The sequence below is a fragment of the Pseudomonas sp. MMS21 TM103 genome (assembly GCF_022132145.1).
Lineage (GTDB): Bacteria > Pseudomonadota > Gammaproteobacteria > Pseudomonadales > Pseudomonadaceae > Aquipseudomonas.
In genome coordinates this window covers 837,013-856,929 of sequence record NZ_JAJISP010000002.1, presented here as the reverse complement: position 1 = coordinate 856,929, position 19,917 = coordinate 837,013, and the positions used below count along the sequence as shown (strand labels likewise).

General features: G+C 61.7%; 22 protein-coding genes. 11 read left to right on the top strand and 11 right to left on the bottom strand.

Annotation, left to right across the window (positions count from 1 at the left end; genetic code table 11):
- Positions 1–106: 106 nt before the first annotated feature.
- The 3 genes from relA (at position 107) to LJY18_RS11050 (ending at position 3,968) form a co-directional block, all read left to right on the top strand.
- Positions 107–2,350, top strand: coding sequence for a GTP diphosphokinase (gene relA / locus LJY18_RS11060; protein WP_238041836.1), 2,244 nt, complete (start codon positions 107–109; stop codon positions 2,348–2,350).
- A gap of 184 nt (positions 2,351–2,534) precedes the next feature.
- Entirely contained in the window at positions 2,535–3,371 is an 837-nt protein-coding gene (mazG, locus tag LJY18_RS11055; protein WP_238041835.1) for a nucleoside triphosphate pyrophosphohydrolase, read from the top strand.
- Between the two features lie 57 nt (positions 3,372–3,428).
- Positions 3,429–3,968 (top strand): DUF2058 domain-containing protein, encoded by a 540-nt coding sequence (locus LJY18_RS11050; protein ID WP_238041834.1) that lies wholly within the window; start codon positions 3,429–3,431, stop codon positions 3,966–3,968.
- A 139-nt stretch (positions 3,969–4,107) separates the two neighbouring features.
- Here LJY18_RS11050 and LJY18_RS11045 read toward each other — a convergent pair whose 3' ends face one another.
- Genes LJY18_RS11045 through purM form a run of 3 tightly spaced genes read right to left on the bottom strand, consistent with a single transcriptional unit; the run spans position 4,108 to position 6,541 of the window.
- Positions 4,108–4,824, bottom strand: a complete 717-nt coding sequence (locus LJY18_RS11045) for a DUF3108 domain-containing protein (RefSeq protein ID WP_238041833.1) — start codon at positions 4,822–4,824, stop codon at positions 4,108–4,110.
- An 8-nt stretch (positions 4,825–4,832) separates the two neighbouring features.
- Positions 4,833–5,483, bottom strand: coding sequence for a phosphoribosylglycinamide formyltransferase (gene purN / locus LJY18_RS11040; RefSeq protein WP_238041832.1), 651 nt, complete (start codon positions 5,481–5,483; stop codon positions 4,833–4,835).
- The gene (gene purM, locus LJY18_RS11035) at positions 5,483–6,541 is read right to left on the bottom strand and encodes a phosphoribosylformylglycinamidine cyclo-ligase (protein ID WP_238041831.1); all 1,059 of its coding nucleotides are present in this window, start codon (positions 6,539–6,541) and stop codon (positions 5,483–5,485) included. Before purM ends, purN begins: the two co-directional genes overlap by 1 nt.
- Before the next feature lie 200 nt (positions 6,542–6,741).
- Between purM and LJY18_RS11030 the strand changes: the two genes are divergently transcribed.
- From LJY18_RS11030 to hda, 3 genes are all read left to right on the top strand, one after another.
- Complete coding sequence (locus LJY18_RS11030; RefSeq protein ID WP_238041830.1) at positions 6,742–7,785, top strand: DUF2066 domain-containing protein; 1,044 nt, start codon at positions 6,742–6,744, stop codon at positions 7,783–7,785.
- Positions 7,786–7,923: 138 nt separating this feature from the next.
- Positions 7,924–9,015: an AI-2E family transporter gene (locus LJY18_RS11025; protein ID WP_238041829.1), complete on the top strand. Its 1,092-nt coding sequence runs from the start codon at positions 7,924–7,926 to the stop codon at positions 9,013–9,015.
- Entirely contained in the window at positions 9,012–9,716 is a 705-nt protein-coding gene (gene hda, locus LJY18_RS11020; RefSeq protein WP_238041828.1) for a DnaA regulatory inactivator Hda, read from the top strand. Before LJY18_RS11025 ends, hda begins: the two co-directional genes overlap by 4 nt.
- A gap of 166 nt (positions 9,717–9,882) precedes the next feature.
- On the opposite strand, the gene LJY18_RS11015 is transcribed toward hda, so the two are convergent.
- From LJY18_RS11015 to arsC, 3 genes are read right to left on the bottom strand one after another with little or no spacing between them, the layout of a single operon-like run.
- Positions 9,883–10,293, bottom strand: coding sequence for a DUF2069 domain-containing protein (locus LJY18_RS11015; RefSeq protein ID WP_238041827.1), 411 nt, complete (start codon positions 10,291–10,293; stop codon positions 9,883–9,885).
- On the bottom strand, positions 10,286–10,891 hold the full coding sequence (gene wrbA / locus LJY18_RS11010; protein ID WP_238041826.1) for an NAD(P)H:quinone oxidoreductase: 606 nt from the start codon (positions 10,889–10,891) through the stop codon (positions 10,286–10,288). Before wrbA ends, LJY18_RS11015 begins: the two co-directional genes overlap by 8 nt.
- Positions 10,888–11,241 (bottom strand): arsenate reductase (glutaredoxin), encoded by a 354-nt coding sequence (gene arsC / locus LJY18_RS11005; RefSeq protein WP_238041825.1) that lies wholly within the window; start codon positions 11,239–11,241, stop codon positions 10,888–10,890. Before arsC ends, wrbA begins: the two co-directional genes overlap by 4 nt.
- A gap of 121 nt (positions 11,242–11,362) precedes the next feature.
- On the opposite strand from arsC, the gene LJY18_RS11000 reads away from it, so the two are divergent.
- Together LJY18_RS11000 and LJY18_RS10995 are read left to right on the top strand one after the other, a co-directional pair.
- Positions 11,363–12,583, top strand: coding sequence for a virulence factor BrkB family protein (locus LJY18_RS11000; RefSeq protein ID WP_238041824.1), 1,221 nt, complete (start codon positions 11,363–11,365; stop codon positions 12,581–12,583).
- 159 nt (positions 12,584–12,742) lie between these two features.
- On the top strand, positions 12,743–12,943 hold the full coding sequence (locus LJY18_RS10995) for a hypothetical protein (RefSeq protein ID WP_238041823.1): 201 nt from the start codon (positions 12,743–12,745) through the stop codon (positions 12,941–12,943).
- Between the two features lie 52 nt (positions 12,944–12,995).
- Here LJY18_RS10995 and LJY18_RS10990 read toward each other — a convergent pair whose 3' ends face one another.
- On the bottom strand, positions 12,996–13,388 hold the full coding sequence (locus LJY18_RS10990; RefSeq protein WP_238041822.1) for a hypothetical protein: 393 nt from the start codon (positions 13,386–13,388) through the stop codon (positions 12,996–12,998).
- 127 nt (positions 13,389–13,515) lie between these two features.
- On the bottom strand, positions 13,516–14,925 hold the full coding sequence (locus LJY18_RS10985) for a PilZ domain-containing protein (RefSeq protein ID WP_238041821.1): 1,410 nt from the start codon (positions 14,923–14,925) through the stop codon (positions 13,516–13,518).
- Between the two features lie 66 nt (positions 14,926–14,991).
- Between LJY18_RS10985 and LJY18_RS10980 the strand changes: the two genes are divergently transcribed.
- A complete protein-coding gene (locus LJY18_RS10980; RefSeq protein WP_238041820.1) occupies positions 14,992–15,435 on the top strand; it encodes a TlpA disulfide reductase family protein in 444 nt (147 codons plus the stop codon).
- 4 nt (positions 15,436–15,439) lie between these two features.
- On the top strand, positions 15,440–15,715 hold the full coding sequence (locus tag LJY18_RS10975; protein WP_238041819.1) for an acylphosphatase: 276 nt from the start codon (positions 15,440–15,442) through the stop codon (positions 15,713–15,715).
- A 269-nt stretch (positions 15,716–15,984) separates the two neighbouring features.
- Here LJY18_RS10975 and LJY18_RS10970 read toward each other — a convergent pair whose 3' ends face one another.
- The 3 genes from LJY18_RS10970 to LJY18_RS10960 are packed head-to-tail and all read right to left on the bottom strand — an operon-like array spanning position 15,985 to position 19,259.
- Positions 15,985–16,524, bottom strand: a complete 540-nt coding sequence (locus tag LJY18_RS10970; protein ID WP_372866785.1) for a transglycosylase SLT domain-containing protein — start codon at positions 16,522–16,524, stop codon at positions 15,985–15,987.
- 41 nt (positions 16,525–16,565) lie between these two features.
- Positions 16,566–17,519: a hypothetical protein gene (locus LJY18_RS10965; RefSeq protein ID WP_238041817.1), complete on the bottom strand. Its 954-nt coding sequence runs from the start codon at positions 17,517–17,519 to the stop codon at positions 16,566–16,568.
- Between the two features lie 24 nt (positions 17,520–17,543).
- Positions 17,544–19,259, bottom strand: coding sequence for a proline--tRNA ligase (locus LJY18_RS10960; protein WP_238041816.1), 1,716 nt, complete (start codon positions 19,257–19,259; stop codon positions 17,544–17,546).
- 116 nt (positions 19,260–19,375) lie between these two features.
- Between LJY18_RS10960 and LJY18_RS10955 the strand changes: the two genes are divergently transcribed.
- Positions 19,376–19,783, top strand: a complete 408-nt coding sequence (locus LJY18_RS10955; RefSeq protein WP_238041879.1) for a PaaI family thioesterase — start codon at positions 19,376–19,378, stop codon at positions 19,781–19,783.
- The last annotated feature ends 134 nt before the right edge of the window (positions 19,784–19,917 follow it).

Here is a 19,917-nt window from a genome sequence, read left to right as displayed (position 1 = left end):
GCAGGGGCGCACAAGGAGTGTGCCTTAAGTGGTTAAACCGACCGGGTCGAAGAAGTCCGGCGACTGTTCGGTGTGCATGGCGCGCACCTTAGGGAAGGTAAACAAGATGGTTCAGGTTAGAGCGCACCAGCCGGTCAACGATGACGGCAGCATCAACCTAGAGGCCTGGTTGGCCCATGTGCTCAGCGTCGACCCGGCGCTGGAGCACGATGCCTTGCTCGACGCCTGCGAGTTCGCCCGCGAGGCCGAGCAGCAGGCCAATGCGGCACAGAATCTGTGGTCGGAGGGGGCTTCCAGCTTCCGCGCCGGCCTCGAGATTGCAGAGATTCTTGCCGATCTCAAGCTCGATCAGGACTCCCTGATTGCCGCCGTCATCTACCGTGGCGTACGCGAGGGCAAGGTAACCCTGGCCGCGGTGGAGCAGCGCTTCGGCCCTGTGGTGACCAAGCTGGTCGATGGCGTGCTGCGCATGGCGGCGATCAGTGCCAGCCTCAATCCGCGCGACTCCCTGGTACTCGGCTCCCAGGCTCAGGTGGAAAACCTGCGCAAGATGCTGGTGGCCATGGTCGATGACGTGCGCGTGGCGCTGATCAAGCTGGCCGAACGCACCTGTGCGATTCGTGCGGTCAAGCATGCCGATGACGAAAAGCGTCAGCGGGTGGCGCGCGAAGTCTTCGACATCTATGCACCGCTGGCGCATCGCCTGGGCATCGGCCATATCAAGTGGGAGCTGGAAGACCTGTCCTTCCGCTACCTTGAGCCTGAGCAGTACAAGCAGATCGCCAAGCTGCTGCACGAGCGTCGGCTGGATCGCGAGCAATACATCAACGATGTGATGAGCCATCTGCGTGTGGAACTGGAGGCCACCGGGGTCAAGGCCGACATCAGCGGGCGGGCCAAGCATATCTATTCGATCTGGCGAAAAATGCAGAAAAAGGGCCTGCAATTCAGCCAGATCTATGACGTGCGCGCGGTCCGCGTGCTGGTGCCGGAGATGCGCGATTGCTATACGGCCCTGGGTATCGTGCACACCCTCTGGCGGCACATCCCCAAGGAATTCGACGACTACATCGCCAACCCCAAGGAAAACGGCTACCGCTCGCTGCACACTGCGGTGCTCGGCCCGGAAGGCAAAGTGCTGGAAGTGCAGATCCGCACCCACGCCATGCACGAGGAGGCCGAGCTGGGGGTCTGTGCGCACTGGCGCTATAAGGGCACCGACGTCAAGTCCGGCTCCAACCATTACGAAGAGAAGATTTCCTGGCTGCGTCAGGTGCTCGAATGGCACGAGGAACTGGGCGATATCGGTGGGCTGGCCGATCAGTTGCGCGTCGATATCGAACCGGATCGGGTCTATGTGTTCACCCCGGATGGTCATGCCATCGACCTGCCCAAAGATTCCACGCCGCTGGATTTCGCCTACCGGGTGCACACCGAGATCGGCCACAACTGCCGTGGCGCGAAGGTCAATGGGCGTATCGTGCCGCTCAGCTACAGCCTGCAAACCGGTGAGCAGGTGGAAATCATCACCAGCAAGCACGGCACCCCAAGTCGCGACTGGCTGAACTCCAACCTGGGTTATGTCACCACCTCGCGGGCACGGGCAAAGATTGTCCACTGGTTCAAGTTGCAGGATCGCGACCAGAATGTCGCCGCCGGCAAGGCGATGCTCGAGCGCGAGCTGGCGCGCCTGGCGCTTCCGCATGTGGATTTCGAGAAGCTGGCCGAGAAGGCCAACCTGAAGAATGCCGAAGACCTGTTCGCCAGCCTCGGCGCCGGCGACCTGCGTCTGGCCCATCTGGTCAACCTGGCGCAGCAGTTGGTCGAGCCGGAGCGCGGCAACGAGCAGCTCGAGCTGATCCCGCGCAAGGCCACCGGCTTCAAGCCGGGCAAGCGCGGCGACATCCAGATCCAGGGGGTCGGCAACCTGCTGACGCAGATGGCCGGGTGTTGCAAGCCGTTGCCAGGCGACCCGATCGTCGGCTACATCACCCTCGGTCGCGGGGTCAGTATCCATCGTCAGGATTGCGCCTCGGTGCTGCAACTGGGTGGGCGCGAGCCGGAGCGGATCATTCAGGTCAACTGGGGGCCTGTACCGGTACAGACTTACCCGGTGGATGTGGTCATTCGGGCTTACGACCGTTCCGGCCTGCTGCGCGACGTAACCCAGGTGTTGCTCAACGAGAAGCTCAATGTGCTGGCGGTCAACACCCACTCGAACAAGGAAGACAACACTGCAACGATGTCGCTCACCGTCGAGATTCCCGGCTTGGATGCCCTGGGGCGTTTGCTTGGGCGCATCTCGCAGTTGCCCAATATCATCGAGGCCCGTCGCCACCGGGCCTCCTGAGCTGCTGCGCTCTGCCATACGGCGTTGAAGGGGAGATGAAAAATGCTCATTGGCAAAAGCCAACTCCGCTTTTTCATCTCGCCTTCGCCTTGTCTGGCCTTTGCTCGCGACGCTCAGGAGCGATTGTTTATAGTCGCGCAGGCGGGACGAAGCGGCATCCCCTGCGATTGAATTGGAAATTCTCATGTACCAACTCGACGATCTGCTGTACCTGATGGCCCGTCTGCGCGACCCGCAGCATGGCTGTCCGTGGGACCTCAAGCAGTCCTACGCGAGCATCGTGCCCCACACCATCGAAGAGGCCTACGAAGTGGCGGACGCCATCGAGCGCGGCGACTTCGAGCATTTGCCGGGCGAGTTGGGCGATCTGCTGTTCCAGGTGGTGTATTACAGCCAGTTGGCGCGGGAGGAGGGGCGTTTCGAGTTTGCCGAGGTGATCGATGGCATCACCCGCAAGCTGATTCGCCGTCACCCCCATGTGTTTGTCGATGGCGATCTGTATGGCGCCCCCGATACCTCCAGGCTGGCAGAGGCGGCGGTCAAGCAGCGCTGGGAGGAGCTCAAGGCCGAAGAGCGCGCCGAGAAAGCCGCCGCGCCCGAACAGCTGTCGTTGCTCGACGATGTGCCCAATGCCTTGCCGGCCCTGACCCGTGCGGTCAAATTGCAGAAGCGCGCCGCTCAGGTCGGTTTCGACTGGCCCGAGGCCTTGCCGGTAGTGGACAAGGTGCGTGAAGAACTGGATGAAGTGCTCGAGGCCATGAGCGAAAATGACCCGCAGGCGATTGCCGAAGAGGTCGGTGATCTGCTGTTCGTCGTCACCAATCTTGCCCGCCACCTCAAGGTCGATCCGGAGTCGGCGCTGCGTGCCGCCAACAGCAAGTTCGAGCGGCGCTTCCGTTTTATCGAACAGGCATTGCGCGAAGCAGGGCGGGCCATGGAAGATTGCGACCTGGAACAACTGGATGCGCTCTGGGGCGAAGCCAAGAAGCTGGAAAAACTGGATAGGCCGTCGGCTTGCTAGCGTCGGCGCAGTGGGGCGTGCAGTCCTTATTTATGGTTCGTTGGGTATAGGAACGTTATGGCAATCTCACTACGCGATCAGCTGCTCAAAGCCGGGCTGGTCAACGAAAAGCAGGCCAAACAGGTTAGCAAGGAAAAACAGAAGCAGCAGCGTCTGCAGCACAAGGGCCAGGTCGAGAAGGATGAGTCGCAAAAGCTCGCTGCTCAGCAGGCCATGGCCGAGAAGGCCGCGCGCGATCAGGAACTCAATCGTCAGCAACAGGAAAAGGTCGAGCAGAAGGCCCGTGCAGCGCAGATCAAGCAACTGATCGAAGTGTCGCGCCTGCCCAAGCTGACCACCGAGGATTACTACAATTTCGTCGACGACAAGAAGGTCAAGCGCCTGTCGGTGAACAAGCTGATGCGCGACAAACTCAGTAGCGGCTCGCTGGCCATTGTGCGCAGCGGCGGCGGTTATGAAGTGATCCCGCGCGAGGCGGCCCTGAAAATTCAGGAGCGTGATCCGCAGCGGGTGATCTTGCTCAACACCCCGACCGAAGCCGCAGACGTCGATGACCCATACGCCGCCTACCAGGTGCCGGATGACCTGATGTGGTAGTGCTGTCGCGCACCAGCGGTCTACTGCCAGCGGTGCGCAGAGTCTGCTTGCTCATGCCCTCTGGTGCATGGCGTGGCCGGATGCAATCCAGCACATGAAAAAGCCGGGCAATGCCCGGCTTTTTTTCGTTACCTGAACGTCAGTCGCGTCGGCCTTCGACCGCTTTGCCGTCGACCGTGCCGTCCTTGAGCATGATCTGGTATTCCTTGCCGTCTTTTTCGACCTGATGCAGGCGGACCAGCAGGTAGCTCCAGTCCTTGGCGAACCAGAGTATGGTTTTACGGCTGCTTTGCGTCGGGTCACGCACGCGCTCGACCTTGATCGCGTCGACCTGCCCGGCTTTGGTGCGCACGACTTCTTCGCCGAGGACGCGGAAATCGTAGGTCTCGATTTCGTCGCCATCGACCACCTGGTAACTCATGCTTTTCTTGCCGGCGGCAACGTCATACTGCAACGCCAGCTGATAGGTCGACTTGTCCTGCAGGCCGCGATTGAGCGGAAAGCTTACCGGGTTGCCGCGGTCGTTGCCGGTCACTCGCTTGCCGGTCCAATCGAAGTCCTGTTCGATTTTCTTGCCTCTGCCCAGGCCGCTGCGCTCGAAGCGATAGGTCAATGGCAGGAGGGCTGTATTGTCCAGGCGGAAGGTACTCTGTTCACTGAGGCCGGCGACCAGCATGGAGGCTTCGAAGCTGAGCTGCCAACGGTCGTTGTCCAGAGCCTTCAGGCTGCGCTCCGCGGTGCCGCTGACCGGCAGTTGTTTCCAGTCGGCGGTATAGCTGGCGGAGAACGGCTTCAGCTCGCTGGCCAGGGCCGGCAGGCTGAATAGGGCGAGGGCGAACAGTAAGGCGCGACGCATGGTATCTCCTAGGTGCGGATCAGGTGGCCGGTACTCGGCAGTGGCTGGCCATCCAGCATTGCGCCTTGCTTAGCAAGGCGCAAGCGGCCTTCGGCGAACCAGCGTACGGCCAGCGGGTAGATCAGGTGTTCTTGCTCGTGTACCCGTTGCGCCAGGCTGTCCAGCGTCTCGCCCGAGCGTACCGGAATCACTGCTTGTACGACCAGGGGGCCGCCATCGAGTTCCTCGGTAACGAAGTGCACGCTGCAGCCATGCTCACTGTCGCCCGCCTCGAGTGCCCGCTGGTGGGTATGCAGGCCCTTGTATTTGGGCAGCAACGAGGGGTGAATGTTGAGCAGGCGGCCGTCGTAGTGGCGGACGAAGTCGCTGCTGAGGATTCGCATGAAACCGGCCAGTACCACCAGTTGTGGCTCGAAGGTGTCGATGGCCTCGATCAGCGCCGCATCGAAAGCCTCACGACCGGCGAAAGCTTTGTGGTCGAGTACGCAGGTATCGATACCGGCGGCCTTGGCGCGCTCCAGGCCATAGGCATCGGCGCGGTTGGAGATCACCGCGCGGATGCTGAGCGGGTTATCGCCCGCCTGGCTGCTGTCGATCAGCGCCTGCAGGTTGCTGCCGGAGCCGGAGATCAGCACCACTACATTGCAGGCTGACGGCATCAATGGCGCTTCAGGTTGTTCAGTACGACGCGCTCGGCGCCTTCGGCAGCAGCCGAAATCTGACCGATCAGCCACGGCTGCTCGCCGGCGTCGCGCAGGGTCTTGAGGGTGAGTTCGACGTGATCCTGGGCTACGCAGATGACCATGCCGACGCCGCAGTTGAGTACCCGGTGCATCTCGGTCTCATCGACGTTGCCTTGTTCCTGCAGCCAGTCGAATACCGCCGGGCGCGTCCAGCTGGCCACGTCGACCACGGCCTGGGCACCGTCCGGCAGCACACGCGGGATGTTGTCGAGCAGGCCGCCGCCAGTGATGTGGGCCATGGCCTTGACCGCCCCGGTGTCCTTGATCAGCTTGAGCAGCGGTTTGACGTAGATGCGCGTCGGTGCCATCAACAGGTCAGTCAGCGGCTTGCCGTCGAGCTGAATGGTTTCGATATCGGCGCCAGCGACTTCGATGATCTTGCGAATCAGCGAGTAGCCATTGGAGTGCGGGCCGGAGGACGGCAGGGCGATCAGGGCATCACCGCTGGCAACCTTGGAGCCGTCGATGATCTCGGCTTTTTCCACCACGCCGACGCAGAAGCCGGCCAGATCGTAGTCTTCGCCTTCATACATGCCCGGCATTTCCGCGGTTTCGCCGCCGACCAGGGAGCAGCCGGCCAGTTCGCAACCGGCGCCGATGCCGGTGACCACGGTGGCCGCCACGTCGACGTTGAGCTTGCCGGTGGCATAGTAGTCGAGGAAGAACAGCGGCTCGGCGCCACACACCACCAGGTCATTGACGCACATGGCAACCAGGTCCTGGCCGATGCTGTCGTGTCGGTTGAGATTCAGTGCCAGGCGCAGTTTGGTGCCGACGCCATCAGTGCCGGAGACCAGAACCGGTTGCTTGTAACCCGCCGGGATCTCGCAGAGGGCGCCGAAGCCGCCCAGCCCCCCCATGACTTCCGGACGCGCGGTGCGTTTGGCCACGCTTTTGATGCGTTCGACCAGGGCTTCGCCTGCGTCGATGTCTACACCTGCGTCCTTGTAGCTGATGGAGGGTTGCTTGCTCATAGATCCAGGCCTTTGAAGGGGAATATCGGATGTGCACCGGCGCTGCGGCGGTCGGTCTGCGAAGGCGCGCGATTTTATCAGGCTTGCCGGGCAGCGGCCACCCACGGCGTGCGGTGGTTGCCGGGGCGCGGGCGGCTGTTTAAGGTATAAGGCCTGTGCTACGGCCTGCACGCCGCCTTCCGTCTGTCGAGAACCTATTCATGCGCCTGATCGCTCGCCTGTTAATCCTCAGCCTGCCACTGTTCAGCCTGTCCAGCGAAGCGGAGACGGTGAGTGACCTGTATCAAGTCCGCGAACCGGTTGCCAGTCAGCAGCCGGAGGAGCGTGACGCGGCCCTGGGTCGCGCCCTGCAGACCCTGGTGTTGCGCTTGACCGGTGACCGCGAGGCGGTGAAGAGCCCGGCGCTGGCCGAACTGCGCCAGGATCCGCAGCAAATCATCAGCCGGTATGGCTATGAAGAAGACCGCTTGCTGGTTGATTTCGATCCCGTCAGTACCGACCGCAGCTTGCGCCAGGCCGGGTTGTCACTGTGGGGGGCCAATCGCCCGGCGATTCTGGCCTGGTGGCTGAATGATGCCAGCGACGGCTCGAGCCTGGTTGGCGATGGCCAGAGCAGCGCCACGCTCTTGCGGCAGGCGGCGCAACACCGGGGGCTGCCGCTGTGGTTGCCGATTGCCGACTTGAACGAGCAGTTGCTGGCAACCGCCGAGAACCTTGGCGCAACCGAGCCAGAGGCGCTGCGCGATGCGTCCGAGCGTTACGCGGCCGATGCCCTGTTGGCAGTGCGGGCCCGAGAAGATAACGGCCAGTGGCAGGCCCAATGGCGTCTGTGGGTGGACGATACGCGTGAGCAGGGCAAGGTCAAGGGCGCCGATCAAGCTGCATTGGCCGATGCGGTGCTGCTGATGGTCAGCGAGCGGTTGGCTCAACGCTACGTGGTTGCCCCGGGCGCAGCAACCAACCTGACCCTGGAGGTGCAGGGTGCCGACCTGGGGCGCTATGCCGAGCTGCAGCGCATTCTCGAACCTCTGGCTGCGCAGTTGCTCAAGGTCGAGGGCGACCGCCTGATCTACCGCATCACGGCCAGTGCCGAACAGTTGCGCGCGCAGCTGGCGTTGGTGCATTTGCAGGAAGTAACGATCGAGGCCCAGCCAGTTGATGCCAGCCAATCGCTGCAACCGCCGACCGGCGAGCCAACTCCCCAAGTATTACGGCGTGACGATGTGCTGCGTTTTCGCTGGTAGACTGCCGCGGGTCGGCGGATAAGCCCGCTTGAAACCTGCCGGCCACTTCGGCGCGGAACTCGCGCTTGTTAGGTTGCGCGGCCAGGTTTTTGTGCAGGGGCCTGCTGACTGTCTGGTTGTACCACTCGAGGGTTGAGCATGATTGATTCACGTCGCTGGCTATGGATAGCTGGGCTGCTCCTGCTCGGCTGGCTGCTGTATCTGTTGCAGCCGATTCTCTCGCCGTTCCTGATCGGCGTGCTGCTGGCCTATCTGGGGGATCCGCTGGTCGATCGGCTCGAGCGCTGGAAGCTTTCGCGCACCTGGGGCGTGATCGTAGTTTTCGCGCTGTTCAGCCTGATTCTGGCGGTCTTGCTGCTGGTGCTGGTGCCTATGCTCGGCAAGCAGCTGATGCGCCTCTACGAACTGGCCCCGCAAATGATCGACTGGACACAGCAGCAGGCGTTGCCCTGGGTGCAGGCCAAGCTGGGGCTGCATAACGGTTTCTGGCGTTTCGATCAGCTCAAGGCGGCATTTTCCGAGCACCTGGGGCAAACCACCGACATTCTCGGCATGCTGCTGTCCAAAGCGTCTGCCTCGGGCTTGGCGCTGTTGGCCTGGCTGGTCAATCTGCTGCTGATCCCGGTGGTCAGCTTTTATCTGCTGCGCGATTGGGATCTGCTGGTCGCCAGGTTGCGTGGCTTGTTGCCCCGCACCCGTGAAGGTCTGGTGGTGAAGCTGGCCAGCGAATGTCACGAAGTACTCGGTGCCTTTCTGCGCGGGCAGCTGTTGGTGATGCTGGCGTTGGGGGTGATGTACGCCGTCGGCTTGATGCTGATCGGCCTGGAGCTGGGGTTGTTGATCGGTTTGTTGGCCGGTTTGGCCAGCATCGTGCCCTACCTGGGGGTGGTGGTGGGGATCGGTGCGGCCTTGACGGCCGGCCTGTTTCAGTTCGGCAGCGATTTCTACCCGCTGCTGGCCATTGCCGCCGTCTTCACCCTCGGCCAGATGCTCGAAGGGATGCTGCTGACCCCCTGGCTGGTCGGTGACCGTATCGGCCTGCATCCGGTGGCGGTGATCTTCGCGATCATGGCCGGCGGCCAGCTATTCGGCTTCACCGGCGTGCTTCTGGCCCTGCCAGTGGCTGCCGTGATCATGGTTTTAGTGCGTCATGCGCATGATTTATATAAACTTTCTGATCTATATGGGGAACCCCCCAGCGTTTCTGACGAGCCGATCAACCCCGCATGAGACCCATTCAACTGCCCTTGGGCGTGCGTCTGCGAGATGACGCCACCTTTGCCAACTACTATCCGGGCGCCAATGCCGCGGCGCTCGGCTATGTCGAACGCCTGTGCGAAGCCGAGGCTGGTTGGGCGGAAAGCCTGATCTACCTCTGGGGCGGCGCGGGGGTGGGCCGTACCCATCTGCTCCAGGCGGCCTGCCTGCGTTTCGAGCAGCTCGGTGAGCCCGCGGTGTATCTGCCGCTGGCCGAGTTGGTCGAGCATGGCCCGAACATGCTGGATAACCTGGAGCAGTTCGAACTGGTCTGTCTCGATGACCTGGATGCCGTGGCCGGGCGCAACGACTGGGAAGAAGCCCTGTTCCACCTGTTCAACCGCTTGCGCGATAGCGGCCGGCGTTTGCTCCTGTCAGCCAGCAGTTCGCCGCGTGAACTGCCAGTCAAGTTGGCCGACTTGCAGTCACGCCTGACCTTGGCCCTGGTTTTCCAGTTGCAGTCGCTGTCCGATGAAGACAAGTTGCGCGCCTTGCAGCTGCGCGCTTCACGCCGCGGCCTGCACCTCAGCGATGAAGTCGGTCGCTTTATCCTGACCCGAGGCGAGCGCAGCATGAGTGCGCTGTTCGAGTTGCTCGAACGCTTGGATCAGGCCTCCCTGCAGGCTCAGCGCCGGCTGACCATTCCCTTTCTGAAAGAAATCCTGGGCTGGTAAACCGTTGCCTGCCAACAGTTCGCGGGTTGGCGGCGCTACAGCCCTGCGTTACCAGGTGACTGTCAGCGCTTTGCCGGGTCGCAAGGCATTCGAGTCGATGTCGCCAGTAAGCGTCGCTAACCCGGCCTCTGGAACGCGGTGCAGCGAAGCAGTCCTAATAGCCAGCTCAATTTTCCCCGGCTAACTTGCGGTCGTACTGGAAGCACCAGCGGGTATACATCAGCGCGGCGCAGAACAGGCTGATGCTAAGCAGGGTTTGCGCCCAGCCAAACAGTGCCTTGGACGGATCGAAGGCGGCCAGTACCCCCTGAATGAAGTACAGGTTGACCACGAAGCAGGTCCAGGCATGGGCGCGGGCGTTGCCGAGGATCAGGCCAGGGGCGAGTAGTAGCAACGGCGCCAGCTGGAAGGCCAGAATCACCCAGAGCAGTTTGGCCGGTATTTCGGCGAACATCAGGTTCCATACCAGCAGCAACAGCGCCAGGGCGATGAAGCTCACCAGGCTGATGACGCGGCTGACGGCCATGCGGGGCTTTAGCCAGTCGAGTGACGGCAGGGGTTTTTGGGTTTTAGCCACGGGCTGTCTCCAGTTTCACTGCAGTCTGCGCCAGGCGCTGACCCAGTACGCGACAGAGAGTTTTTTCATGTTCGTCGAGGGCGCGCTTGCCGTCGGCGCCAGCATGGTGGCTGGGGCCATAAGGCGTGCCGCCGCCGCGGGTCTCCAGCAGAGCGGACTCACTGTAGGGCAGGCCGGTAATCAGCATGCCGTGGTGCAGCAATGGCAGCATCATCGACAGCAGGGTGGTTTCCTGGCCGCCGTGCAGGCTGGCGGTGGAGGTGAATACACCAGCCGGTTTGTCGACCAGGCCGCCAGTCAGCCACAGGCTGCTGGTGCCATCGAGGAAGTATTTCAGCGGTGCCGCCATATTGCCGAAGCGTGTCGGGCTGCCCAGGGCCAGGCCTGAGCAATTCTTCAGGTCGTCGAGGCTGACGTACAGCGCGCCTTCGGCTGGTATCTGCGGGGCTACCGCTTCGCATTCGCTGGAGATTGCCGGTACCGTGCGCAGGCGCGCCTCCAGGCCGGTCATTTCCACGCCACGGGCGATCTGTCGGGCCATGTCGGCAGTGGCGCCGTGGCGGCTGTAATACAGCACCAGAATATAGGGCGCACTCACGGCAGGATCTCCAGGACTTTCTCGGGTGGCCGGCCAATCACCGCTTTGCCGCCGACGATCAGGATCGGTCGCTCGATCAGCTTCGGGTGAGCCACCATGGCCTCGATCAATTGCGCCTCGCTCAGGCCAGGGTCGGCCAGATTCAGCGTGCGGTATTCGTCTTCGCCGCTGCGCAGCAGTTGCCGGGCGCCGATCCCGAGTTTGCCGAGCAAGTCGCTTAATTGGGCGGCGCTGGGTGGGGTTTCCAGGTAGCGCACGATGGTCGGCTTCAAGCCGCGCTCTTCGAGCAGTTGCAGGGCGCCACGGGATTTCGAGCAGCGAGGATTGTGATAGAGCGTCAGATCGGTCATAAGCGGGTCGCATCTTGCGGCAGGTGGCGGCTATTCTAACCGCGTCGGCGTCCTAGTCTGAACAGGGCGGTGTGTTTGTGGTCTGCAATGGGGCCAGTTGGCTAATCGCTAAGGAGAGGGCATGCGTCAGCGCTTGAATGATTGGATGGAATTCTGGCGCTTTCTGCTGCAGCGCTTTCTCGCCGATCGCGGCGCCAACAATGCCGCCGCCTTGACCTACACCACGCTGTTCGCGGTGGTGCCGATGATGACCGTAACCTTTGCCATGCTCTCTGCCGTGCCGGCATTTCAAGGCACGGGCGAGCAAATCCAGGCGTTTATTTTCCGAAACTTCGTCCCGTCGGCCGGGGAAATGGTCCAGGAGTACCTGCGCAACTTCACGGCCCAAGCCCGTCAGTTGACCTGGATTGGCGTGGTGGTGCTGGCGGTTACCGCTTTTTTGATGCTGCTAACCATTGAAAAGGCTTTCAACACCATCTGGCGGGTACGTCAGCCGCGCCGGGGAGCCTCGAGCTTTCTGCTGTATTGGGCGATTTTGAGTCTGGGGCCAATCCTGCTCGGCGCTGGCTTCGCGGTCAGTACCTATATCGCTTCGCTGTCGCTGATCTCTGGGCCTGATGCGCTGATTGGGGCAAAAACCTTGTTGAGTTTCGCGCCACTGCTCTTCAGCGTGGCGGCCTTTACCTTGCTCTATGCCACGGTACCCAATGCGCGAGTGCCCTTTCAGCATGCGCTGTTGGGCGGAGTATTCACCGCCGTATTGTTCGAGGTGGCTAAAGCGCTGTTTGGGCTCTATGTTCAGCGGTTTCCGGGGTATCAGTTGATTTACGGGGCCTTTGCCACGGTGCCGTTGTTCCTGTTGTGGATTTACCTGTCCTGGTTGATCGTGTTGTTTGGTGCCGAATTGGTCTGCAACCTGAGCTCATCGCATAAGTGGCGCAAGCTCGCCATGCCGCGGTTGTTGGTGGTGATGGGGATCTTGCGGGTGTTTTATGCGCGTCAGCAGTCGGGCCTGAAAGTACGACATCGCGATGTGCAGCGCCTGGGCTGGCAGTTGCCGGAGCATGAGTGGGAAGAGGTGCTCGAGTTTCTCGAGCGGCAGCAGTTGGTCGCGCCGACCAGCGCGGGGGCCTGGGTGTTGATCCGTGATCTCGATCATTACAGCCTGCAGCAGCTGCTGAACCGCAGCCCCTGGCCGCTACCGCAGCTCAGCCAGTTGCCGGAGCGGCTCGATGAGCCCTGGTATCCAGCGTTACGTCATGCGTTGGAGCGGCTGTATGAGGAGCAGGCAGTGCTGTTCGATGGCAGTCTGGCGGACTGGCTGAACCCTGTAACGGAGTGACAAAAAGCGTCAGTTTGCGGCGCGCAGTCGATCTTCGGTTACCTGCGTGGGCAATGACAGCCCCGCGGTGGGGGACGAAATGCAGGCTGGCACGCTTCTGGCAATCGTTATGGCATATTGCAATCAGGTTGCCGGGATTGATGGGGTTGAAGGCGTGCCATGACAGCTGAACATTTTAGCGACGCCACTAAGGGCAAGTTGATCTACCTGCATCAGCGCGATCCGCACGAGGCGCTGGAGCGACTGAACCGGATTACCGGGCTGAATTTTGCACGCTGGCCCGAGTCGCTGGTGTCTCCTCTGCCCGAACCTGAACCACTGGCCGAGCGAAACGGCTGTGCGGCGCGAGTGGGTGGATGAGCCAAGCAAAACCCCGCGGCTCTGCGCGGGGGGTGGTCGACGATCTGCTGGCTCAGGCTGAAGCTTGGCGGCTGTTTTGGCGGGTCGCTTCGACCGCTTGTATGAACAGCTCTTCGACCACCAGAGTTGCCGTCGGCACTGCCGAGCGCAGGCGTATCTGCATGTCTTCGATCTTTTTCCGGACCGGAAGTCGGGCGACACCGGACAGCAGAATTTTGTCGTGCGGGCTGACCTTGCCGTGATCCACGCTGACCTCGTGGCGCTTGTCGCCATCACGGTAGCTGACCAGCAAAGATACCGGCAGATTGGCCAGTCCCGGCAATTGTAGCCAGGTCGCGATGTTGTATTCGGCTACACGCCCGTCGTAGGGCGTGACCAGCAGATGGGCAGCATCGACGATGCGCGATGGCGCAGGGCCGATCAACTTGTCGTGGGCGTTGGTCATTGTGCTGTTCCCGGTCTTATGGCGGAGCGTAGCGATACGATGGCCAGCGAATTATAAGCAGGGGTGTGTCGAGCAAACTGTGCACTCGGCCGTCGTTCGCTGTGATCCGTCTCGCAGTTTCTGTGGTTCAGGCCAGCTGCAGCGGATGGCGCGTGACCGAGGCAGTGCTGAGGTTGGCCGGGGGGAGTGGCATGATCACCTGGTTATGCACGTTGGCCTGCTGCAGCCAAAGGTTTTCCCCTTCGCCGAACTGCCCATTGGGCAGCCAGAGTCCGTGATGCCAGCCATTGCCGGGTGTTGGTGTGCTCTGCAACACGCCTTGGTGAGTTTGTGCGCTGGGGGTGCGGCGCAGCCACACCGGTTTTGCCAGGCCTTTGAGGTAGTGCAGGCCCAGGTGCAGCCCCTCGATATTGATATGGCGCCAGCGCACTAACGCCAGAAGTGGTGCCGGGTTGCTGGTCAGCAAGAGCACCAACTGACCCACTGCTACCTGCGCTACTTGATCGGGGTGACACAGCAGGCGCGCGCCTCCTGCACTGGCATCGAGCATCTGGGCTGTCGAGGGAGAAGGCCGTTGCTCCAGCAGTTGGGCGTGGATGGCTGGCAAGCCGATCAGCAGGTTGCAGGCAACATCAAACTCTTCGCGCGGGTAGCGACGCTGTTGCTGGCCCATCCAGTGGTGCTGTACACGCTCGAGCAGTTGGCGCTCGCTGGTGCTCTGCAGTGGGGCCGGATCATGCAGAGCAACCAGCAATGCGCCCAGTTCGAAGCGCCGCAAGTAGTCGCGGCTGCCGTCGGGTTGTTGCGCATAGCCGAGACAGGGTTGCGACTCTGTCAGATCGACGACCGGGGCTTCGCTGTCGCCCTCGTCATCCCAGGGCCGTAAGCGCGCCAGGCCTGCCAGGGGTGCCAGTGCGCCAAACAGCTGCGGACATTCGCCCTCGCCAAGATGAAACGGGTTGCTCAAGGCGAGCAGCAGCATCTGCTGGTATAGGCCGCGCAAGGTGCTTGCCGGCTTTGGCTGGAAGGCTGCTGCGACCGGTTCATCCAAACATTCCTGATGTTCGCCGATCCAATACAGCAGATGGCTGTCGCGCCACAGGCTGGGCGGCGGTTCCTGATACAGCTGGTAGTGACGCAACAGGCTCTGCGCGATGAAGTGCAGGGCCATGTACAGGCACCAGGCCAAATGTGGGCGCGAGGGTTGCCGGCCTTTGAGGATCTGCAGCAGCAGGCGTTTGAAGCCGATAGCCAGCTCGTCGCACAGGCGCACGAACAACTGCGATGGGGGCTTGCCGTCAAGGTAGACCGCGGCATAGTGTCGATATTCATCGCTGCAATTTTGCAGCGCGCGCTGCCTTTCGAGTAAGGTCATGGCACTGCGGTTCAGCTTGAACAGCAGGCTGAACACTTGTTGCAGTGCCTCTTCATGTTGCAGCAAACGAGCTTGAGCTAAACGCTCGTTGAGGTCGGCCAGCGGAGCCGCGTCTTCTTCGAGGATGTCCGGCACTTCAAGGCGCAAGGCATCTAGGGTCATATCAAGCCAATCAGGACGAGGAGCGAATGCATGGGGACGCGACTCCAGGTTGTTATACGAACGCTAATGGGAATTTGCGCCGGCTTGATTCTGGCGGGTTGCGCTGAAGATGTCGGCGTCGATCAGTATGGACGAAAGGTACCGGCTGAGCGCCTGGAAGGCCAGTGGTTGGTGATTAATTACTGGGCCGAGTGGTGCGCGCCCTGTCGTAGCGAAATTCCCGAACTGAATGCGCTGGCCGCCCAGCTCGAGGCGCGGTCGGTGCGCGTATTGGGGGTTAACTTCGATGGCCTGCTGGGCGCACAGTTGAGCAAGGCCTCAGATGCGATGGGGATTGATTACACCGTGCTCGCGCAAGACCCTGCCGCGCGCTTTGGACTGCCGGCCAATTCCGTGTTGCCGGCCACCTATATTGTCGATGACCAGGGGCAGATGCGCGAACGCTTGCTCGGCGAGCAGACGGCGGCCGGGTTGGCGGCGCGGGTGCAGGTATTGCGTAATGGAGGCTAGTGGCATGCAGCGAATTTGTTTACATGGGTATGTCAGCGGTCGGGTGCAGGGGGTGTTTTTTCGCCAGGCCACTGCCGAGCAAGCCGAGCGCCTGGATGTGGATGGCTGGGTTCGTAACCTCGGCGACGGTCGCGTCGAGGTGTTGCTCGAAGGTGAGGAGCCCGCGGTGCGCGAGCTGGCCGCCTGGCTGGAGCAGGGGCCGGCAAAGGCCAAGGTCACCACGCTCGCGTTGGAGGAACAGGCGTTGCAAGGGATCGCCGGGTTCGTCGTGCGGCGCTGATGGCGTGCAGCTGCACGATGGCGTGGTTGCCAGGCTGCAATGCGGGGGGGCGGTGCGCGCGAATCTTCTCCGGATGGCAGACGGGTGACGGGTGGTATAGGTAGAAGGTCTCGCCTTATCTACAGCAGGGCCGAGCACCCAGTTTGCTGCGCGACAGCGTGGAGTCGACAGCGGGGCGGCCCCTTCTGCGAGCTATGCGCTTGGCCTGCGATGTCGGCTAGCTTGCACACGAACTCGGAACCTAGAGGCTGCGTCCAGCCATTTGCGAGTCACGGCTTGACGTACCAGAAGTCGTGCCAGAAACCGATGACCTTGGTGGGGTAGGTCAGCTTGCCGAGGCTGCCGTTGTAGCGGGCCAGGGCGCGGCTCAGGTTGCCGTTCTCTTTGCGCAAATAGAAGCTGAGGATGGTGCAGCCGTAGCGCAGATTGGTGGCGTTATCGGTGAGGTTGTCTTGCGGGCGACCTAGTTCGGCTTTCCAGAAGGGCATGACCTGCATCATGCCCTGGGCGCCGGCCGAGGAAATGGCGAAACGGTCGAAATGGCTTTCCGTGTGAATCAGGGCCAGGACCAGATCGGGACGCAAACCGGCCTTGCTGGCTTCGCGGTGCACCAGCCTGAGCAGGGTCAGGCGTTCTTCGGTGGCGGGGATGTAGCGAGTCATGCGGGTCGACATGTCCAGTAGCCAGACTTCCGCATCGAAACGATCCTGAAAGCTGTCGGCTTCGGCCACGGTGCGTTGTAGCAGCACTCGTAGTTCCGGTTCGGGGGCCTGGCGCAGGTTGGCATGGCTGGGCAGGCACAGCAGCATAATCAGAAGTGTCAGACACAGGCGCACGGCCATGCTCCAGCTCAGTCGTTGCCGGGATCGGCGACCAGGCGCCCGGCGTCCTGCATCAGCGCCTGCAGAAAGCTCTCCTGCAGTTCGGGATCGTTGCGGGTCAGCTCGATCAGGCTCTGTTCCAGTTCACTGGCCTCTTCCTCCAGGCCCAGCTCGGACAAGCGCTTAACCCGATGCACCCACTGTTCGACGTCATCGCCTTCCAGGTCGTCATAGATCAGCGTGTGCGCTTCCTGCAATTTGCCGCGCAGGGTGAGGCTGACCAGTAAGGAGGCATCCGCTCGGGTCGAGCCTTGCGGGTCTGCGACGCTCAGCTGCAAGGTGCCGATGCGGCTGACATCCTGCTCGGCAAAGGGGCTGTCGAGCAGGTTGAGGCGCAGCACGCCATTGCGGTCGGTCAGCAGTTCATGGGTTTGTCCGTCGGCTTTGACCAGTACCGAGCGCTCGGCCCAGGGCAGGCTGGAGTATTCCATGCGGGCGTCCCGGCGTTGCTCGTCGAGGCTGGCGAGGTTCTGCTGCGAGCGGCCGTTGGACTCGACGTTGATGAACGGGTTAAGCCCGGCAAAGCCATAGCTGATCCAGTCTTTTGTGGCACTGTCCGGCAGGCTGCCGAGCAACACCACGTTGAGGGCGTTGGCGCCGATACCGGAGACCACGGCAACGGCGCCCAGCGGCACTTCGTAGAGTTCGCGCCAGGGCTGATAGGGCGTGTAGCGGTCGTAGCGACGGCTGACCTCGAACGCGGTCACCTCAAAGGTTTTCTGTTCGTGCACCCGCACCCGCCGCTGCGGCAGTTCCAGTACGCGCGGCTCGCCAACGTCTATCTGTAGGCTGTGGTCCAGCAGTTTGCGTTCGACACGCTCCTCGTGTTCGCTGCGTTGCGGCAGCTGGTTGGCGCAGCCACTCAAAAAGAGGGCGCCGCAGAGTGCGGCGCCGACGCGGCCTAGGGTGCTTCGTGTGAACATGACGGCTCTTTTAAAAGGCTGAAATCAGCGGCGGATACGTGCGTGGATGAAGGGCAGGATGTCGGCAACGGCAACCACCTGAGCCTCGGTTTCCTGGCGGCTCTTGTATTCCAGATTGCCTTCGGCCAGGCCGCGATCGCTGATCACGATGCGGTGCGGGATGCCAATCAATTCCATATCGGCGAATTTGATGCCCGGACTGGTCTTTTTGTCACGGTCATCGAGCAGTACTTCAAAACCGGCAGCGCTCAGGTCGGCATAGAGTTGGTCGGTGGTTTCACGTACGGCATCGGTTTCATAGCGCAGCGGCACCAGGGCGATCTGGAAGGGGGCCAGCGTGTCGTTCCAGAGAATGCCGCGCTCGTCGTTATTCTGCTCGATGGCGGCCGCGACTACGCGCGATACGCCGATGCCGTAACAGCCCATGCTGAGGATCGCCGGCTTGCCGTTTTCGCCCATCACCGTGCAGTTCATGGCTTCGCTGTACTTGCTGCCGAGCTGGAAGATATGCCCGACCTCAATGCCACGCTTGATTTCCAGGGTGCCCTGGCCGTCCGGGCTTGGATCGCCAGCGACGACGTTGCGCAGGTCGGCGACTTCAGGCAAGGGCAGGTCGCGTTCCCAGTTGGCGCCGAAGTAGTGCTTGTCGTCGATATTGGCGCCGATGGCGAAGTCGCTCATCAGGGCCACGGAGCGGTCGATGATGCACGGCAGCGGCAAGTTAAGCGGGCCCAGGGAGCCTGCGCCAGCGCCGATGGCATCGCGCAGTTCGGCTTCGGTGGCCATGACCAGCGGGCTGGCGACCTGGGTCAGGTTGGCGGCCTTGATCTCGTTCAGTTCGTGATCGCCGCGAATGATCAGGGCAATCAGCTTGCCGTCTTCGGCGCCATGCACCACCAGTGTCTTGATGGTCTTTTCGATGGGCAGCTTGAAGCCTTCGACCAAGTCATTGATGGTCTTGGTGTTCGGCGTATCGACCAGGCGCAGTTCTTCAGTGGCGGCGCCGCGTGCAGTTTCGCGCGGAATGGCCTCGGCCTTCTCAATATTGGCGGCGTAGTCGGAGCTGTCGCTGAAGGCGATGTCGTCTTCACCGGACTCGGCCAGCACGTGGAACTCGTGGGAGCCAGTGCCACCGATGGAGCCGGTGTCGGCCTGCACCGGGCGGAAGTTCAGGCCCAGGCGGTTGAACACATTGCAGTAGGCCTGGTGCATGCGGTCGTAGGTTTGCTGCAGTGAGGCTTGATCCGTATGGAAGGAGTAGGCGTCCTTCATGATGAATTCGCGTCCGCGCATCAGGCCAAAGCGCGGGCGGATCTCGTCACGGAACTTGGTCTGGATCTGGTACATGTTGAGCGGCAACTGCTTGTAGCTGCTCAGTTCGTTGCGGGCCAGATCAGTGATCACTTCTTCATGGGTCGGGCCGACACAGAATTCGCGGCCGTGACGATCTTTCAGGCGCAGCAACTCCGGACCGTACTGCTCCCAGCGGCCCGACTCCTGCCACAGTTCGGCCGGTTGGATGGCTGGCATCAACACCTCGAGCGCGCCGGCGGCGTTCATCTCCTCGCGCACGATCTTCTCGACCTTACGCAGTACGCGCAGGCCCATCGGCAGCCAGGTATACAGGCCGGAGGCGAGTTTGCGGATCATTCCGGCGCGCAGCATTAGCTGGTGGCTGATCACCACGGCATCGGAAGGGGTTTCTTTGAGTGTCGAGAGCAGGAACTGACTGGTGCGCATATTTGGCCGTTCTGTCGGTTGCAAGGGCTTTTAATAGGTCGGCATTGTACGGTGCCTGTACTGTTGCGTACAGGAGGCAGGCAGGTGACTCAAGCAGGAGGTTGAGAGTGACGGTATTGACGGCGGAACAGGTTCAAGCGCTGATTCGGGCTGGGTTGCCGATCGCGGAAGACATCGAACTGTGCATCGACCGGCTGGATACGCGGGGTGTACTGGCGCGGGTGCCTTTTCACGCCAAGCTGATACGCCCTGGCGGCACATTGTCGGGACCGACCATCATGGCGCTGGCGGATGCAGCCATGTATGCGGTGGTGTTGGGGCGGTTGGGGCGGGTGGAAATGGCGGTGACCTCGAACCTGAATATCAACTTTCTGGTCAAGCCAAAACCGGTAGACCTGTTGGCCGAAGCGCGGATTCTGCGTTTAAGCAGGCGGCAGGCAGTTTGCGAAGTATCGCTTTATTCTTTGGGTAATGAAGAAGAGTTGGTGGCGCACGTGACCGGCACTTACGCATTGCCACTTTGATAATGGCTGGTTAAATATTGATCAATGGCCAGCTGGTGGGCAAGAAAAAGTGCTCTACTCGTTAGCTGCTGTGGGTCGTTTGAGTAGGGTGGGTTTCAGTCCGGCGTCTTTAAATTTATGGCTGGTTGATTAGT

Coding starts and splice junctions, on each gene's coding strand:
- relA (WP_238041836.1), top strand. CDS start 107: ATGGTTCAGGTTAGAGCGCACCAGCCGGTCAACGATGACGGCAGCATC.
- mazG (WP_238041835.1), top strand. CDS start 2,535: ATGTACCAACTCGACGATCTGCTGTACCTGATGGCCCGTCTGCGCGAC.
- LJY18_RS11050 (WP_238041834.1), top strand. CDS start 3,429: ATGGCAATCTCACTACGCGATCAGCTGCTCAAAGCCGGGCTGGTCAAC.
- LJY18_RS11045 (WP_238041833.1), bottom strand. CDS start 4,824: ATGCGTCGCGCCTTACTGTTCGCCCTCGCCCTATTCAGCCTGCCGGCC.
- purN (WP_238041832.1), bottom strand. CDS start 5,483: ATGCCGTCAGCCTGCAATGTAGTGGTGCTGATCTCCGGCTCCGGCAGC.
- purM (WP_238041831.1), bottom strand. CDS start 6,541: ATGAGCAAGCAACCCTCCATCAGCTACAAGGACGCAGGTGTAGACATC.
- LJY18_RS11030 (WP_238041830.1), top strand. CDS start 6,742: ATGCGCCTGATCGCTCGCCTGTTAATCCTCAGCCTGCCACTGTTCAGC.
- LJY18_RS11025 (WP_238041829.1), top strand. CDS start 7,924: ATGATTGATTCACGTCGCTGGCTATGGATAGCTGGGCTGCTCCTGCTC.
- hda (WP_238041828.1), top strand. CDS start 9,012: ATGAGACCCATTCAACTGCCCTTGGGCGTGCGTCTGCGAGATGACGCC.
- arsC (WP_238041825.1), bottom strand. CDS start 11,241: ATGACCGATCTGACGCTCTATCACAATCCTCGCTGCTCGAAATCCCGT.
- LJY18_RS11000 (WP_238041824.1), top strand. CDS start 11,363: ATGCGTCAGCGCTTGAATGATTGGATGGAATTCTGGCGCTTTCTGCTG.
- LJY18_RS10995 (WP_238041823.1), top strand. CDS start 12,743: ATGACAGCTGAACATTTTAGCGACGCCACTAAGGGCAAGTTGATCTAC.
- LJY18_RS10990 (WP_238041822.1), bottom strand. CDS start 13,388: ATGACCAACGCCCACGACAAGTTGATCGGCCCTGCGCCATCGCGCATC.
- LJY18_RS10985 (WP_238041821.1), bottom strand. CDS start 14,925: ATGACCCTAGATGCCTTGCGCCTTGAAGTGCCGGACATCCTCGAAGAA.
- LJY18_RS10980 (WP_238041820.1), top strand. CDS start 14,992: ATGGGAATTTGCGCCGGCTTGATTCTGGCGGGTTGCGCTGAAGATGTC.
- LJY18_RS10975 (WP_238041819.1), top strand. CDS start 15,440: ATGCAGCGAATTTGTTTACATGGGTATGTCAGCGGTCGGGTGCAGGGG.
- LJY18_RS10970 (WP_372866785.1), bottom strand. CDS start 16,524: ATGCTGCTGTGCCTGCCCAGCCATGCCAACCTGCGCCAGGCCCCCGAA.
- LJY18_RS10965 (WP_238041817.1), bottom strand. CDS start 17,519: ATGTTCACACGAAGCACCCTAGGCCGCGTCGGCGCCGCACTCTGCGGC.
- LJY18_RS10960 (WP_238041816.1), bottom strand. CDS start 19,259: ATGCGCACCAGTCAGTTCCTGCTCTCGACACTCAAAGAAACCCCTTCC.